We start from the raw sequence: 14,011 nt of genomic DNA on the forward strand, positions 1-14,011 counted from the left end.
TTCGAAAGCGATTCGTCAGTCACTCGACCGAGGAATCATCCATTTCCGGCAGCAAAATGGTAAGTTAGCGCCAATGGGGGTCTCTCTCCGCCGGCTTCCTTCGCCGAGAGAGACCCCTCACCCGACGGAGTGCGCCGATGCGCCAGCGATGCCCTCTCCCACAAGGGGAGAGGGCGCTGCATCGGGCAGCGCGGACGAACTAATAGCTTACTGTCCCTAGGGTGGGCAAAGCGACGCCATCAGGCGTTGCGTGCCCACCGTTGGTAGCTGTGGTGTCGGTGACAAATGGTGGGCACGCTTCGCTTTGCCCACCCTACGTCGACAACTACGCCTTGGCCTTCTTCGGCTCGGTGAAGAACGCCAGCACGATGGTCAGCAGCATGAACCCGACCGAGGCGCCGAACACCCAGCGGGGTGCGTTCATGTCCATGATCCAGCCGAACAGCAGCGGGCTGACGACGCCGGCGAAGTTGAAGCCGGTGGAGACGATGCCGAAGGCGCGGCCGGCGGCGCCCGGAGGGGCGGCGTTGCGCACCAGCATGTCGCGCGACGGCGCGATCACGCCGCTCATGAAGCCGGCGACCAGCATAATCGCCGTGAGCAGCACGGTTGGCAGGTTGATGAAAGTGATCATCAGCACCAGCACGGCGTTGATCGCATAGGCGACGGCCGCGACCAGGTTGTGATGCCTGATGCGGTCGGCGAGCTGGCCGCCGGCGAGCACGCCGACGGCGCTGGCGCCGAGGAATGCGGTCAGCGCGATATTGGCGGTCGAGAACGAGATGCCGTAGCCGTTCATGAACGCGACCACGCCGAAGCTGGCGATGCCGGCGTTGGACAGGCTGAGCAGCATGAAGAACACGGTCAGCAGCATCAGCATCGGCGTCAGCAGGCTGGGCTGCTTCGCCTTGCTGCCATCGGCAGCGGTGTGGTGCGGATGCGGCGGCACCTCGGGCACGTTGCCGGCGAGCAGCAGCAGCGCCGCGAGCGGTCCGACCAGGCCGGCCGCGATCAGCGCGCCGGAGCCGCCGACGGTGGTGACCAGCGCCGCCATCACCGCGGGCGCGACGGCGCCGCCGAGATAGCCGGCGAAGGTGTGCACGCCGAAGGCGCGGCCCATGCGCTTCTCGTCCATGTGGGCCGACAGCAGGGCATAGTCCGAGGGATGGTAGACCGCGTTGGCGAGGCCGAGCAGCACCGCCGAGACGACGAGGCTTGTGTAGGTCAGGTAGAACCCGAGCAGCGCCAGCGACAGGCCGCCGAGCGTGAGGCCGAGCAGCAGGATGCGGCGGGCGCCGGCGCGGTCGACGAGATAGCCGACCGGGGCCTGCGTTAGCGCCGACACCACAGCGAACACGGTGAGCGGAAAGCCGAGCTCGACATAGCCGACGCCGAGCTTCTCCTTGAGGTAGGGAAACAGCATCGGCAGCACCAGCATGTGCAGGTGGCTGACCCAATGCGCCAGCGAGATCAGCGCCAGCGTGCGCAGCGGGGAGGCGGCCCGGACCGGAGCACGGACATGTTGCGGTGCGGCGAGAACGTCAGCCATGGTCGATCCGTGTGGCTCCGGTCGTCAGCGATGGAAAAGAGGACGCGTTGCCGGCAAACCGCCGATGCTGCCTAAACAGAGGCGCGCGACACAACGCCACAGTATCGGATTGCGGTTCATTGTCCATGAACGCCCGCGCATGGCACCTGCGCGGGATGGCCGGCGGCCGAGGGGCGGCAAGTCACCCGCCGCCGTTCCGGGGTTGTGGGCAGGAAGGCACGGTGTGTCCCCACCACAGGTGTCGTCCCCGCGAACGCGGGGACCCATAACCACCGGCGGATGTTTGTTGCGCGAGTCGTGCAACACGCAGCCTGCCTCAAGACGGATCACGCGGTATGGGTCCCGGGTCGGCGCCCGCTGACGCTTCGCGTCAACGGTCTTGCCCGGGACGACAGCGAGTGTGGGGCGCGGTCGAAGGCTGCCGAAAGGTGGGAGAGGAGAGCGAGAGCGTAACTCCCTACGGCACCACCGGTCCGCCGGCCTTCTTCCACGCGTCCAGTCCGCCCTCGATATGTGCCGTATTCGCAAGCCCCGCCGCTTGCGCGGTCTGCACGGCCATCGCGGAGCGCTCGCCATAGGCGCAGAAGAACACGATGCGGCGGCCGGTGGCGGCGGCAACCTCGCGCAGCATGCCGCCGGGCTTGAGATTGTCGGCGATCGCAGGATAGGGCGCGTGCAGCGCGCCGGACAGCGTGCCGTGCTTGGCGCGCTCGGCGGCCTCGCGCAGATCGACCAGCAGCACGTCGGGACGTCCCAGGCATTCGATCGCCTCACGTGCCGACAGCGACAGGCCCTGCTTCGCCAGTTCCTCCTGATGCAGCCCGACGCGCATGTTGGCGGGCACCGCGACATCCATCATCTTCGGATTCGGCAGCTTCAGATTCGCCATCAGCGCGACGTAGTCGTCGACCGACTTGACCTGCAGGCGCGGATTGTAGCGGCGCTCCTCGCCGATGGTGGAGACGGTGTCGCCCTTGTAGTCGTGCGCGGGATAGACCAGCGTGTCGTCGGGCAGCCGCAGCAGCCTGTTGAAGATGGAGTCGTACTGCTGCCGCGCATCGCCGTTCTGGAAATCGGTGCGGCCGGTGCCGCGGATCAGCAGCGTGTCGCCGGTGAAGACGCGGTCGCCCATCGAGAAACTATAGGAATCGTCGGTGTGCCCGGGCGTGTACATCACGTCCAGGCTGATGCCCTCGATCGCGATCCGGTCGCCCTCGCTGACGCGCATCGCCACGACATCGGCCTTGGTCTGCTCGCCCATGATGGTGACGCAATGGGTGCGGTCGCGCAAAGCGCCGAGGCCGGTGACGTGATCCGCATGCAGGTGGGTGTCGACGGCCTTCACCAGGCGCAAATCGAGCTCACGCAACAGCTGGCAGTAGCGGTCGACCTTCTCCAGCACGGGATCGATGATGACAGCCTCGCCGCCGGTGCGGCTGGCGAGGATGTAGCTGTAGGTGCCGGAGACGCTGTCGAACAATTGGCGGAAGATCATCGGCGCCTCCTTCCGATCTGGATCCCCGTGGCATTAGCACGATCGGGCTGGTGTCACCAATGCGGCGGACGCTCGGCAGGCCGGATTGCACCGCGCCGTCCGCGGTCACGATTGCGATGCAAAGCCGGGATTGCCGTCGACGCCCGAGAGCGTGACCTTGTTGGTTCCGACCAGCACCAGCTGACCGTCGCGCAGGTGGTTGGCGACCACGTCCCACACCGGCTTGCCGTCTTGCGCGTTCATCGAGGCCCAGCCGGCGACCTTGTAGCTCTTGCGCGCGTCGAGCGGGCGGCCATCGTCGCGCGTGAGATCGGAGATGCGGCGGCCGATCGGCTCGGCGGGCGCGCAGCGGTAGGACAGCCCGCCGGTGCGCACCATGTCGCCGCCCTGCTGCAGATAGGGATCGGCGTTGAACAGATTGTCGCAGACGTCCTCGAGCACGTCTTTGATCTCTGCGCCGGTCATCCGCTGCACATAGGTCTCGGGATAGGTGATGGCGGTCTGCGCCAGCACGTCCTCCAGCAGGATGGACTGGTTGGCGAGCAAGGTCGGACCCCAGCGGAATCCGGGTGACAGCGCAATCTCGGCGTCGAGCTCGCGGCGCAGCGCCGCGCAGATCAGGTCGTCGGTCGCGCCTTCGAAATTGCCGCGCCGGTACAGCAGCCGGTCCGATGTTGCGAGCTTCTCGCTCCAGGCCGCGACCTGCGGCTGCTGCGTCTGGTCGATCAGCGCCTGCATCGCGGGATCGGGCTTCAGCAGCTCCGAGTAGATGGGCAGCAGCCGGTAGCGTGCATCGGCGACGCGGCCCTTGCCGACATCGAGATCGAGCACGGCGAGAAATTTGCCGTTCGAGCCGGCATTGGTGACCAAGGTCGCGCCCTTGGCGTTGCTGACCGCGACCGGCTGCGGAACCGCGTCATGGGTATGGCCGCCGAGGATGACGTCGATGCCGGTGACGCGGCTCGCGAGCTTGAGGTCGACATCCATGCCGTTATGCGACAGCAGGATCACGGCATCGACCTTGTCGGCGCCGCGCAGGCCATCGACCAGCTTCTGCAACTCCTCCTCGCGGATGCCGAACGTCCAGTCCGGCGTGAAGCGGCGCGGATGCGCGATCGGCACGTAGGGGAAAGCCTGGCCGATCACGGCAATGCGGGCGCCGCCGATCTCCTTGATGGTGGCCGGCTTGAACACGCGCCCCGATCCGGGGTCGAACGCCTTGGCGTCGTTGAACGCGGCCTCCTCGGTCAGGAACACATTCTGCGCCAGGAACTCGCCCTTGAAGCGGGCGAGGTTGGCGCGCAGCGCCTCCTCGCCATAGGTGAACTCCCAATGCCCGGTCATCGCGTCGATGCCGAGCAAATTGGCCGCGCTCACCATGTCGGCGCCGCGCATCGCATTGGCGAGCCCGGTGCCCTGCCAGAGGTCGCCGCCATCGAGCAGCACCGAGCGATGGTCGCCGGCATCGGCGCGCAGCTTGTCGACCAGCGTCTTCAGATGCGCGAAGCCGCCCATCCGGCCGAAGCGAACGGCGTATTTCTCGAACTCGAACGAGGTGAAGGCATAGGCCTCGGCGCTGTCGGGCCGGATGCCGTAGCGGTCGAGGAAGGCGCGCTCGACCAGATGCGGCGGCCGTCCCCACATCTCGCCGATGCCGAGATTGACGCTGGGCTCGCGGAACAACAGCGGCCGCAGCTGCGCATGCGTGTCCGTGATGTGCAGGATGCGCGCGTTGCCGAATTTCTCGATGTCGTACAGGCTGACGGTGTCGGCGGCGGTCGCGCTGCGCAGCAGCGCCGGCGCGGCGATGGCCGCGACAGCCGATGCTTTCAGAAAATCCCGGCGCCGCATCGTCATGGCCAGCGTTCTAGATCATGATGCGATTCCATGGAATCGCATCATGATCCATCCCTTTGTGTGAGCATGATCTCCGCGCAAACGCCTTCGGCGGTTGTCGCGAGGGAGAACCGGTTGCCACGTCTCCGGATCATGCTCTAGCGGATCTCCATGTCCTTCCAGCGCTGCTTCTCGCTGGTGGCCTGGACGATCGAGGCCTTGGCGAGCGCCTCGGCCTCCTGCGCCGATTTCAGCGCAGAATCGAAATTGCCGGAATCCGCTGCCTTCTTCGCAGCGGTGAGTGCGGCCTGGGTCACGGTCCATTGGTTGCGCAGACGTCCGGCTTCCTTGTTGGCGCTCTCGGCCGCCGCGACCGCCGAGAGATAGTCGGCCTCCGACGCGGCCCGCGCGGAGCCGGCGCCGACCGCGGATACCATCATGGCGAACACGATCTTTTTCATGACGCCTGCTGTCGTGACATTTTTCATGGCCGCGCTCCCGGTCCTGAAACCGGCAGGCCGTTCGACACGTAGGACAGATAATATTCGAGGTTGCGGTATTCGTCCGACTGCGGCTCCAGCGGCACGGCGCGGGTCTGGCTGTTGCAAGTGACGAAGCGCCGGCTGATCGTGCCCATGCCGCTCCATTCCGAGCGGTAGATCGGCATCGCGTTGAGGATGCCGAGCGCCGGCGCCAGGATCTCGGCGCGGATGCGCTCGCCCGGGCTCTGCACATGGCAGCTCGCGCAGGAGAAGTTCAGCTGGCCGCGGCGGGTGTAGAAATACTCCTTGCCCTTCTCGAACGCCTCGAGCGCCCGCGGGTCATCGGGGATCTTGATGTCGAAGCGCTTGCCGCGCGAGGTGAACGCCATGTAGGCGGTCAGCGAGGCCATCTCGTCCTTGACGTAGGAGTAGGGCTGCTCGCCATTGGCCTCGCGGCAGCGGTTCAGCGCCAGCTCCAGCGTGATGACCTTGCCTTCCTTGTCGTCGAAATAGGGATAGTTCTGGCGGATGCCGATGCCGCCGTTCGGGAAGCAGTCGGCATAGGTCTTGCCGTTCTTGAACGGCTTGGCGAACATCTCCTTGCCGGCATCGAGCGCGAACTCGTAAGGAGGGAACTCCTCCTTCTCTTCCCATTGCTTGCGCATGTCGGCGTTCATCGAATACGGCCCGTTGACGAAATCATCGAACGCCACCTTCGGGAACTTCTTGACGAAGTAATCCTGGAACGCCTTGGCGTCGGCGGCCGGGTTCGGCTTGTCCGCGGCCGCGGCGCCGCAGGCGCCGAGAGCGAGCGCGGCCGCGACAGTCAGCGCGAGGCACGGCGCCCTCATTGGATCGTCGCCGTCAGGCTGTCGGTCGCGCCCTTGCTGTCGACCCAGCTCACCTTGAGCTCGTCGCCCTTGGCCGCGCCCTTGAAGGCGAACTTGACATAGGGGTCCTTCGAGACCGCGGTGCCCCAATCGGCCAGGAACACCGTCTTGTCCTTGTGCACGAAGGTGACCTGCTGGATATAGTGCGCCGGGATCAGCTCTCCCTTGGCGTCCTTGACCAGGCCCGTATCCATCGGGTGCTGGATCAGGGTCTGGACCTCGGCGATGTCGCCGTTCAGGACGGCGCGGACGCGGATGCTCGATGCCATGATGATCTCCTGACCTTAGCCGCCGCAGCCGCCGACGGTGACCTTGACCTCCTTGGTCGCGCTGTAGAGCTTGCCGCCGGATTCGACGAGCGCGATCACGTTGGAGGTCTTGGCCATCTTGAGTCGGTTCGCCACCGCGGGCACGGTGCCGTCGGGGATGTGGTACGACGCCGCCAGCGCGAACGGATTCTCGCTGACGATGAAAGCGATCGAGGTGACGTTCGGCAGCGTGGTCGTCACCGCGATCGGCACCACGCCGCCGTTCTCGGCGATCTCCGGCGCGTCGAGCTTGATCTTGTCGGACGCTTCGTGGTCGCGGCCGTACAGCGCCTTGACAGCGTCGCCCGCGTTCTTCTGCTTGAAGGCGTCTTCCGGATATTTGTTGTCGTTGGTCGCCGCGAAGGCGGGCGCGGCGTGCAGCACGGCGTTGCCGAGGCCGATCAGCGCGACGAGGCCGGCGCCCTTCAGGAACAGGCGGCGGTGGGCCAACGGGCCGGACGAGGCAGTCATGGCGGTCTCCAAACGGAATCAGAGGGTCTGCAGGAAATCGACGATGGCGCTGATTTCCTGCTCGGTCAGGATGCGGTTGCGGCCGAACGGCGGCATCACCGTCAGCGGATTGCGCCTGGTCTCGTCGTTGAGAATCGCGATCAGCTCGGCGCGGTCGTATCTCGCCTTGAGGTTCTCCAGCTTCGGGCCGATCGAGCCCGGCAGGTCGCCGCCCTTGATCTCGTGGCAGGTCAGGCAGTTGCCCTTGCCGCGGTCGAAGGCGAGCTTTTGGCCGTCGGCGGCACCGGACTGGGCGTGAGCGGCCATGGACATGGCGAGCGAGAGCCCCATCGCCAGGGCGGTACGCAGGACAGGTGTGATCAAGGTGGAATTCCGACGTCTCGGTGATCTCGGTATTATAGGAGCTGCAAAGCATAAAGACCATCGGCTGACAATGCAGCTATGGTGGCCGCCGCAACGCGGTTAACGAGGGCCGTTCATGGGGCGGCCGGGAGAATGGGCATGGCGGAGTATGTCGTGGAGTTCGGCCGGGACGGCCGGCCGGTGGAACCGGACGGGCGGCTGGACGCGGCCGCGTTCCATCGCAACCACCAGCCGATCTGGGCGGTGCTGGGACGGCTGCTGGCGGGCAAGACCGGCGACGTGCTGGAGGCGGGCAGCGGCACCGGCCAGCATGTCGTGCATTTCGCCTCCCAGCGCCCGGACCTGACGTGGTGGCCGAGCGATCTCAACGCCAACCACCTCGCCAGCATCGCGGCGTGGCGCCGGCATGCCGGGCGGTCCAACATCCGCGACGCCCAGCGCATCGACTTGTCGGATCCCGGCTGGCCGGCGGCGTTCCGCGCCGCGGGCGGGCCTTCGCAGCTCGCCGCGATCTTCTGTGCCAATGTGATTCACATCGCGCCGTGGGCGGTGGCGGAGGGATTGTTCGCCGGTGCCGGGCAGGCGCTGTCGGCGGACGGCGTGCTGGTGCTCTACGGTCCGTTCAAGCGTGACGGCAAGCACACCGCGGTCAGCAATGCCGTGTTCGACACCTCCCTGCGCGAGCGCGATCCGGACTGGGGCGTGCGCGACATCACCGATCTCGACGCGCTCGCCGCGCGCAATGGCCTCGCCTTGCGCGAGACGGTGGAGATGCCGGCCAACAACATGATCCTGGTGTTCGGTCGGACGTCGTGAGTTGTCGACGGCGCTGCTCCGAATTCCGCCGTCGTCCCGGCGAACGCCGGGACCCATAGCCACAGGGTCCAGTTGTGACGCGAGATCGGCGTGACATCTGCCCTCGCGACAAACTCCTGCCGCGGAGTATGGGTCCCGGCGTTCGCCGGGACGACAGCGGTGGGTGGGGCCGGCAGCACGGTAACGGAGCGTAGGCGCTACGCCATCTCCAGCCCCACATGCCGCGCCAGGAACCGGGTGCCCAGCGTGATGAAGCTGGCGCGCTCGCGGTTGTCGGTGCCATAGCCATGGCCGCCGGCGGCGGGTTCGTAGAACCACGCGTCGTAGCCCATGGCCTGCAGCTTGGCGGTCATCTTGCGGGCGTGGCCGGGATGGACGCGGTCGTCGCGCCGCGTGGTCGCGATCAGGATCGGCGGATAGGGCTGGCCGGGCGTGGCGGTGTGATAGGCCGAATAGGTCTGCAGCCAGCTCCAATCCGCGTCCTGATCGGGATCGCCATATTCGGCGATCCAGCTCGCGCCGGCGAGCAGCTTGGTATAGCGGCGCATGTCGATCAGCGGGATGGTGCAGAACAAGGCGCCGAAGCGCTCGGGGTAGCGCACCAGCATGTTGGTGATCAGGATGCCGCCATTGGAGCCGCCTTGCGCCGCGATGCGCTTCGGCACCGTGACGCCGCGGCGGACGAGATCGGCGGCGACCGCGGCGAAATCATCATGCGCGAGCCGCTTGCCGGCATAGCGGCCGGCGTCGTGCCAGGCGGTGCCGAATTCGCCGCCGCCGCGGATGTTGGCCTCCACCAGCGTGCCGCCGCGCTCCAGCCACAGCTTGCCCAGCGCCGCATTGTAGGCCGGACGCAGCGTGTGACCGAAGCCGCCATAAGCGCTCATGTGCACCGGCGCGTCGCCGGTCAGGTCGGCCGGCCCGGTCTGGGTGTAGGGAATACGCTCGCCATCCACCGAGATCGCCTCGTGCCGTGTGACGACGTGGCCCTCGGCGGCGAAGGTGCGAGGAGCCTGCTTCAGGATCACGGGTGCAGCGAAGCCCTCGATCAGTTGCAGCGACGGCGGCGTCAGCGGATCCTGGACATTGGCGAGCAGGTCGCCGTTGCTTTCCGCTTCGTCGGTGTCCAGGCGCCAGACGTCCACGGTCGCGATCTCCGGCAGGCCGGGCAGCCGCTCGCAGCTCCACGCCTCCTGCGACGGCGTCCACACCTCGAACCTGGCCCTGAGCTCGTCAAGGATCGACAGCACCAGCCGGCCGCCGGCCCAGGACAGGCCCTGCAGCGCGCGTCGCGGCGCCGGCTCGAACACGCGGGTGAAATCGCGGCGTCCGGCGAGGAATGCCGACAGCCGGAGGCCGAGCACCACATCCGCAGGATGGGTGACCTCGCCGACGGTCCAGGGCTGGCGCAGCTTGATGGCCATCCAGTCGCCATGCGCTGACATCCAGCAGTCGGTCGGCAGGTCGAGCCTGGTCTGCGCGCCGCCGCCGTCGCCGAGCCAGAGATGCTGGTTGAAGAAGTCAATGCCCTCGGCGAACCACACCCGCGCCGGCGCGACGCTGCGATCGACGCCGACATGGACCCATGTCGACTGGCTGCCTTCGGCGGCGAAGATCACCTCCGCCTGCTCGACCGGCTGGCCGCGCCGCCAGCGCCGCACCGTCCGAGCGTAGCCGGACGGCGTCGCCATGCCCGGGCCGAACGCGCTCGCCAGCAGCAGCGTGTCGGCATCGAGCCAGGCGGCGCTGCCCTTGGCCTCCGAGAGCGTGAAGCCGCCCGTGACAAAGCGCTTCGCCGCGAGGTCGAACTCGCGCAGCACCACGGCGTCGCTGCCGCCGCGTGACAGGCTCAGGATGGCGTGCTCATGGGCCGGCGGCAGGCTCGAGACTCCGTTCAGTGCCCAGTCCTCGCCTTCGTCGGCGGCGAGTCGGTCGATGTCGAGCAGGTCCTCCCATTGCGGTTGCGCCTTGCGGAACTCCGTCAGCGTCGTACGCCGCCACAAGCCGCGCGGATGCGCCGCATCCTTCCATTGATTGTACAGCAGCCCGCCGCGTCGGCTCACAAACGGGATGTTGTCGGGCCGGTCCAGAATGGCAGCTAGTGCGTCGCGGTCGCGTGCGAAGGCCGCATCGCCGAACGCGGCGAGCGTGCGCTGGTTCTGCGCCGCGACGAAGGCGAGCGCGCGCTCGCCGTCGATCTCCTCGAGCCACAGATACGGATCGTCATCGGGCGCCGCGATGGTCGGACGATCGTCGATTGACATGGCTCAAGCTCCGCGGGCGCCGTTGACGCGAGAATACCGTGATTAGCCGGGCGGGTCGGGAGTGTCGAATCACGCTCGGTGGCGCGGCCGCTGCCGCATGGCTTGTCTCCGTTCGCGCCCGTTGCCTCGGGCGCGTGCTTCCCCCAATAGTGCGGCTGAACCAGCAAGGCGAAGCGTGCGCGCCACGCCCCCGGATACCTGAGATGATCGATCTGACCGTGAGCGAAGATACTTCCGATGATGCCCGCGCTCGCCGCAACGTGGCACGGCTCGCGGCCGCCCAGGCGCTGACCGGCGCCAACTCGGCCGTGATCTTCGCGACCGGCGCGATCGTCGGCGTCACCATTGCCCCGAACATCGGGCTCGCGACGGTGCCGATCTCGATGTACGTCGTCGGCCTCGCCGCCGGCACCCTGCCGACCGGCGCGATCTCGCGGCGCTATGGCCGCCGGGCGGCCTTCCTCATCGGTACCGGCTGCGGCGCCGTCACCGGCGTGCTCGGCTGCCTCGCGATTCTGCGCGGCTCGTTCGCACTGTTCTGCCTGGCGACGTTCCTCGGCGGCCTCTATGGCGCGGTCGCGCAATCCTATCGCTTCGCTGCTGCCGACGGCGCCAGCGCCGCGTTCCGGCCCAAGGCGGTGTCGTGGGTGATGGCAGGCGGCATCTTCGCCGGTCTGCTCGGTCCACAGCTCGTGCAATGGACCATGGACGTCTGGCAGCCCTATCTGTTCGCGTTCAGCTATCTGATCCAGGCGGCGGTCGCGCTGGTCGCGATGGGGATCGTGGCCGGCGTCGATCTGCCGAAGCCTGAAGCTGCCGATCTGCATGGCGGCCGGCCGCTGTCCGAGATCGTGCGCCAGCCGCGCTTCATCGCAGCCGCGCTGTGCGGCACCATCGCCTATCCGGTGATGAACCTGGTGATGACCTCGGCGCCGCTGGCGATGCAGATGTGCGGGCTGACGGTGTCGGATTCCAATTTCGGCCTGCAATGGCACATCGTCGCGATGTACGGCCCGAGCTTCTTCACGGGATCGCTGATCGCGCGCTTCGGTGCGCCGGCCATCGTCGCGCTGGGCCTGGGGCTCGAAGCGGTCGCGGCCGTCATCGGCCTGTCCGGCCTGACCGCGATGCACTTCTGGGCCACACTGGTCATGCTCGGCGTCGGCTGGAATTTCGGCTTCGTCGGCGCCTCCGCGCTGGTGCTGGAGACGCATTCGTCCGCCGAGCGCAACAAGGTGCAGGCCTTCAACGATTTCCTGATCTTCGGCCTGATGGCGCTGGGCTCGTTCTCCTCGGGCCAGCTGCTCGCCCATTTCGGATGGTCGGCGGTCAACATGGTGGTGTTCCCGCCGGTGCTGCTGGGCTTGTGCGTGCTTGCGCTGGTGTGGTCGTCGAAGCGGCGCGAGGCAGCGGGTGTGGCGGAGCGGGGATGAGCTGAGCATCAGTTGAGCGGCGATCTCAGTGCACTCCCCTCCCCGCAAGGGGGAGGGGAGTGCACCGGCATCGTGGCGACAGCGGCGCATCGCAGCTCACGCGCTTCTTACTTCAACTCCGAAACCTCGCCCTCCGGCAGATCGAACTCGAACGTGTTCAGCGTCATCGAGACCATCGTGTAGTAGCCGCAGAGGCCGATGATCTCGACGACGCCGCGCTCGCCGAGCGTTGCGATCGCGTCCTTGTAGAGCGCATCCGTCAGCCCATGGCCCTCATGCAGCGACTTGGCGACGTCGTAGATCACTTTCGCCTTGGGATCGGAGAACTCCGGCGTGCGGCGGTCGCGGATGGCGTCGATGATCCTGATGTCCAATCCGCCGGCCAGCGCGAGGCGCTTGTGCGCGTACCATTCGTAATGCGCGGTCCAGTGCCGCGCCGTCACCAGGATCGCGATCTCCGACAATGCTGCGGGAAACACCGTGTCGTAGCGCAGGAAGGCGCCGAGCCGTGTTGCATGCCGCGCCATCTCGGGACTGTTGAGCCAGGCCATCATCGGCGGCGGCGGCGAGCCGCGCTTGCTGGCGATCGACTCGTCGTAGGTCTGGCGCTGGTCGGCGCTCATTTCGCCAGGCGAAAGAAGTTTCAGGCGCATGTTCGTTTCCTCGTATTTCACGCGGCGGCATCATGACCATAGAACGCCCGGCAAGGCGAGGGTGCCCGCGGCGACATCGATGTTGAATTCCGCCAAGCGCTGAGGTTAGGTCTTGCCAACGACAGCAATCATGGAAACGCGTGAGGACCTGGCATGGCCGATCTCGACACATTCCGCCGCGAAACGCGGGCCTGGCTGGAGGCCAATTGTCCGCCGGAGATGCGCCGGCCGATGACCTCCGAGGAGGATACGTTCTGGGGCGGCCGCAATGCGAAATTCTCCTCCGAGCCGCAGCGCATCTGGTTTGAGCGCATGCGCGACAAGGGCTGGACCGTGCCGCACTGGCCGAAAGAATACGGCGGCGGCGGCCTCGACGGCGAGGAGGCCAAGATCGTGCGCCAGGAGATGGCGGCGATCGGGGCGCGCGCGCCGATCACCTCGTTCGGCATCTCGATGCTCGGGCCGGCGCTGCTGAAATACGGCACCGACGACCAGAAGCGCGAGCACCTGCCCAAGATCACCGCCGGCCTGATCCGCTGGTGCCAGGGCTATTCCGAGCCGAACGCCGGCTCCGATCTCGCCTCGTTGCAGACCCGCGCCGAGAGCGATGGTGATGACTACATCATCAACGGCCAGAAGATCTGGACCTCCTACGCCAACTACGCCGACTGGATCTTCTGCCTGGTGCGCACCGACCCCGCGGCGAAGAAGCATGACGGCATCAGCTTCATCCTGTTCGACATGACGTCGAAGGGCGTGTCGACCAAGCCGATTCTCCTGATCTCCGGCCGCTCGCCGTTCTGCGAGACCTTCTTCGACAATGTCCGGGTGCCCAAGGCGAACGTGCTCGGCACCGTCAACCGTGGTTGGGACGTTGCGAAGTACCTGCTGCAACACGAGCGCGCGATGATCTCGGGCATGGGCGAGCGCGGGGGCAGCCGGCCGCTCGGCCAGGTCGCGGCCGACTCCGTCGGCAGCGACGGGCAGGGCCGTCTCGACGACGCGCTGCTGCGCGCCGAGATCGCGACCTTCGATGTCGACGAGGCGGCGCTCGCGGCGGCCGCCGAGCGCATGGTCGATCTCGCCAAGGCGGGGCAGGGCCATCCGGCGTTCTCCTCGGCGATGAAGTATTACGGTACGGAGCTCAACAAGCGCCGGTATGAGCTGTTGATGTCGGCCGGCGGCATCGACGCGCTGGAATGGGAGAGCGAGCGTTCCCATGAAGGCGCGCGTCCCCGTGCCTGGCTCCGCACCAAGGCCAACTCGATCGAAGGCGGCACCTCCGAGGTCATGCTCGGCATCGTCGCCAAGCGCATCCTCGATCTGCCGGGGGCGTAGTTCATCACTCTCTCCGTCATGGCCGGGCTTGACCCGGCCATCCACGTCTTTCCTCGTGACGTGAGACATGGATGCCCGGGTCAAGCCCGGGCATGACGAGTGGAGAGAGCCCG

At 67.0% G+C, this 14,011-nt stretch carries 13 protein-coding genes; 3 read left to right on the plus strand and 10 right to left on the minus strand.

Annotation, left to right across the window (positions count from 1 at the left end):
* Positions 1-325: 325 nt before the first annotated feature.
* The 8 genes from ACQR1D_RS03610 to soxX form a co-directional block, all read right to left on the minus strand.
* Positions 326-1,549 (minus strand): MFS transporter, encoded by a 1,224-nt coding sequence (locus tag ACQR1D_RS03610; protein ID WP_434838144.1) that lies wholly within the window; start codon positions 1,547-1,549, stop codon positions 326-328.
* Positions 1,550-2,006: 457 nt separating this feature from the next.
* Entirely contained in the window at positions 2,007-3,044 is a 1,038-nt protein-coding gene (locus ACQR1D_RS03615; RefSeq protein WP_316179393.1) for an MBL fold metallo-hydrolase, read from the minus strand.
* Between the two features lie 105 nt (positions 3,045-3,149).
* Entirely contained in the window at positions 3,150-4,901 is a 1,752-nt protein-coding gene (soxB, locus tag ACQR1D_RS03620; RefSeq protein ID WP_434838143.1) for a thiosulfohydrolase SoxB, read from the minus strand.
* Positions 4,902-5,038: 137 nt separating this feature from the next.
* The gene (locus ACQR1D_RS03625) at positions 5,039-5,341 is read right to left on the minus strand and encodes a hypothetical protein (protein WP_410053204.1); all 303 of its coding nucleotides are present in this window, start codon (positions 5,339-5,341) and stop codon (positions 5,039-5,041) included.
* A gap of 23 nt (positions 5,342-5,364) precedes the next feature.
* Positions 5,365-6,213, minus strand: a complete 849-nt coding sequence (gene soxA, locus ACQR1D_RS03630) for a sulfur oxidation c-type cytochrome SoxA (protein WP_316179398.1) — start codon at positions 6,211-6,213, stop codon at positions 5,365-5,367.
* Entirely contained in the window at positions 6,210-6,521 is a 312-nt protein-coding gene (gene soxZ / locus ACQR1D_RS03635) for a thiosulfate oxidation carrier complex protein SoxZ (protein ID WP_315801650.1), read from the minus strand. The genes soxA and soxZ overlap by 4 nt, the downstream gene beginning before the upstream one ends.
* Before the next feature lie 15 nt (positions 6,522-6,536).
* Positions 6,537-7,031 (minus strand): thiosulfate oxidation carrier protein SoxY, encoded by a 495-nt coding sequence (gene soxY, locus ACQR1D_RS03640; protein WP_434838142.1) that lies wholly within the window; start codon positions 7,029-7,031, stop codon positions 6,537-6,539.
* An 18-nt stretch (positions 7,032-7,049) separates the two neighbouring features.
* Positions 7,050-7,343 (minus strand): sulfur oxidation c-type cytochrome SoxX, encoded by a 294-nt coding sequence (gene soxX / locus ACQR1D_RS03645; protein ID WP_316179438.1) that lies wholly within the window; start codon positions 7,341-7,343, stop codon positions 7,050-7,052.
* Positions 7,344-7,532: 189 nt separating this feature from the next.
* Here soxX and ACQR1D_RS03650 point away from each other — a divergent pair, with 189 nt between their 5' ends.
* Positions 7,533-8,210 carry a DUF938 domain-containing protein gene (locus tag ACQR1D_RS03650; protein WP_315801648.1) on the plus strand — a complete coding sequence of 226 codons (678 nt, stop codon included), beginning with the start codon at positions 7,533-7,535 and terminating at the stop codon, positions 8,208-8,210.
* A 197-nt stretch (positions 8,211-8,407) separates the two neighbouring features.
* Here the strand turns inward: ACQR1D_RS03650 and ACQR1D_RS03655 are convergent, their stop codons facing one another.
* On the minus strand, positions 8,408-10,474 hold the full coding sequence (locus ACQR1D_RS03655) for a prolyl oligopeptidase family serine peptidase (protein ID WP_434838141.1): 2,067 nt from the start codon (positions 10,472-10,474) through the stop codon (positions 8,408-8,410).
* 203 nt (positions 10,475-10,677) lie between these two features.
* Here ACQR1D_RS03655 and ACQR1D_RS03660 point away from each other — a divergent pair, with 203 nt between their 5' ends.
* Positions 10,678-11,907, plus strand: a complete 1,230-nt coding sequence (locus tag ACQR1D_RS03660) for an MFS transporter (RefSeq protein WP_434838140.1) — start codon at positions 10,678-10,680, stop codon at positions 11,905-11,907.
* 107 nt (positions 11,908-12,014) lie between these two features.
* Here ACQR1D_RS03660 and ACQR1D_RS03665 read toward each other — a convergent pair whose 3' ends face one another.
* Complete coding sequence (locus ACQR1D_RS03665) at positions 12,015-12,560, minus strand: carboxymuconolactone decarboxylase family protein (RefSeq protein WP_316179405.1); 546 nt, start codon at positions 12,558-12,560, stop codon at positions 12,015-12,017.
* Between the two features lie 153 nt (positions 12,561-12,713).
* Here ACQR1D_RS03665 and ACQR1D_RS03670 point away from each other — a divergent pair, with 153 nt between their 5' ends.
* Positions 12,714-13,898, plus strand: coding sequence for an acyl-CoA dehydrogenase family protein (locus ACQR1D_RS03670; protein ID WP_316179407.1), 1,185 nt, complete (start codon positions 12,714-12,716; stop codon positions 13,896-13,898).
* Positions 13,899-14,011: the final 113 nt, after the last annotated feature.

This window comes from Bradyrhizobium sp. HKCCYLRH2047 (assembly GCF_051168175.1).
In the GTDB taxonomy this organism is placed as follows: domain Bacteria; phylum Pseudomonadota; class Alphaproteobacteria; order Rhizobiales; family Xanthobacteraceae; genus Bradyrhizobium.

What these genes read in the sequence shown, in the direction of transcription:
- ACQR1D_RS03615 (WP_316179393.1), bottom strand. Translation starts at nt 3,044, where the DNA reads ATGATCTTCCGCCAATTGTTCGACAGCGTCTCCGGCACCTACAGCTAC.
- ACQR1D_RS03650 (WP_315801648.1), top strand. Translation starts at nt 7,533, where the DNA reads ATGGCGGAGTATGTCGTGGAGTTCGGCCGGGACGGCCGGCCGGTGGAA.
- ACQR1D_RS03660 (WP_434838140.1), top strand. Translation starts at nt 10,678, where the DNA reads ATGATCGATCTGACCGTGAGCGAAGATACTTCCGATGATGCCCGCGCT.
- ACQR1D_RS03625 (WP_410053204.1), bottom strand. Translation starts at nt 5,341, where the DNA reads ATGAAAAAGATCGTGTTCGCCATGATGGTATCCGCGGTCGGCGCCGGC.
- soxY (WP_434838142.1), bottom strand. Translation starts at nt 7,031, where the DNA reads ATGACTGCCTCGTCCGGCCCGTTGGCCCACCGCCGCCTGTTCCTGAAG.
- ACQR1D_RS03670 (WP_316179407.1), top strand. Translation starts at nt 12,714, where the DNA reads ATGGCCGATCTCGACACATTCCGCCGCGAAACGCGGGCCTGGCTGGAG.
- ACQR1D_RS03610 (WP_434838144.1), bottom strand. Translation starts at nt 1,549, where the DNA reads ATGGCTGACGTTCTCGCCGCACCGCAACATGTCCGTGCTCCGGTCCGG.
- soxX (WP_316179438.1), bottom strand. Translation starts at nt 7,343, where the DNA reads ATGTCCATGGCCGCTCACGCCCAGTCCGGTGCCGCCGACGGCCAAAAG.
- ACQR1D_RS03665 (WP_316179405.1), bottom strand. Translation starts at nt 12,560, where the DNA reads ATGCGCCTGAAACTTCTTTCGCCTGGCGAAATGAGCGCCGACCAGCGC.
- soxB (WP_434838143.1), bottom strand. Translation starts at nt 4,901, where the DNA reads ATGACGATGCGGCGCCGGGATTTTCTGAAAGCATCGGCTGTCGCGGCC.
- soxA (WP_316179398.1), bottom strand. Translation starts at nt 6,213, where the DNA reads ATGAGGGCGCCGTGCCTCGCGCTGACTGTCGCGGCCGCGCTCGCTCTC.
- ACQR1D_RS03655 (WP_434838141.1), bottom strand. Translation starts at nt 10,474, where the DNA reads ATGTCAATCGACGATCGTCCGACCATCGCGGCGCCCGATGACGATCCG.
- soxZ (WP_315801650.1), bottom strand. Translation starts at nt 6,521, where the DNA reads ATGGCATCGAGCATCCGCGTCCGCGCCGTCCTGAACGGCGACATCGCC.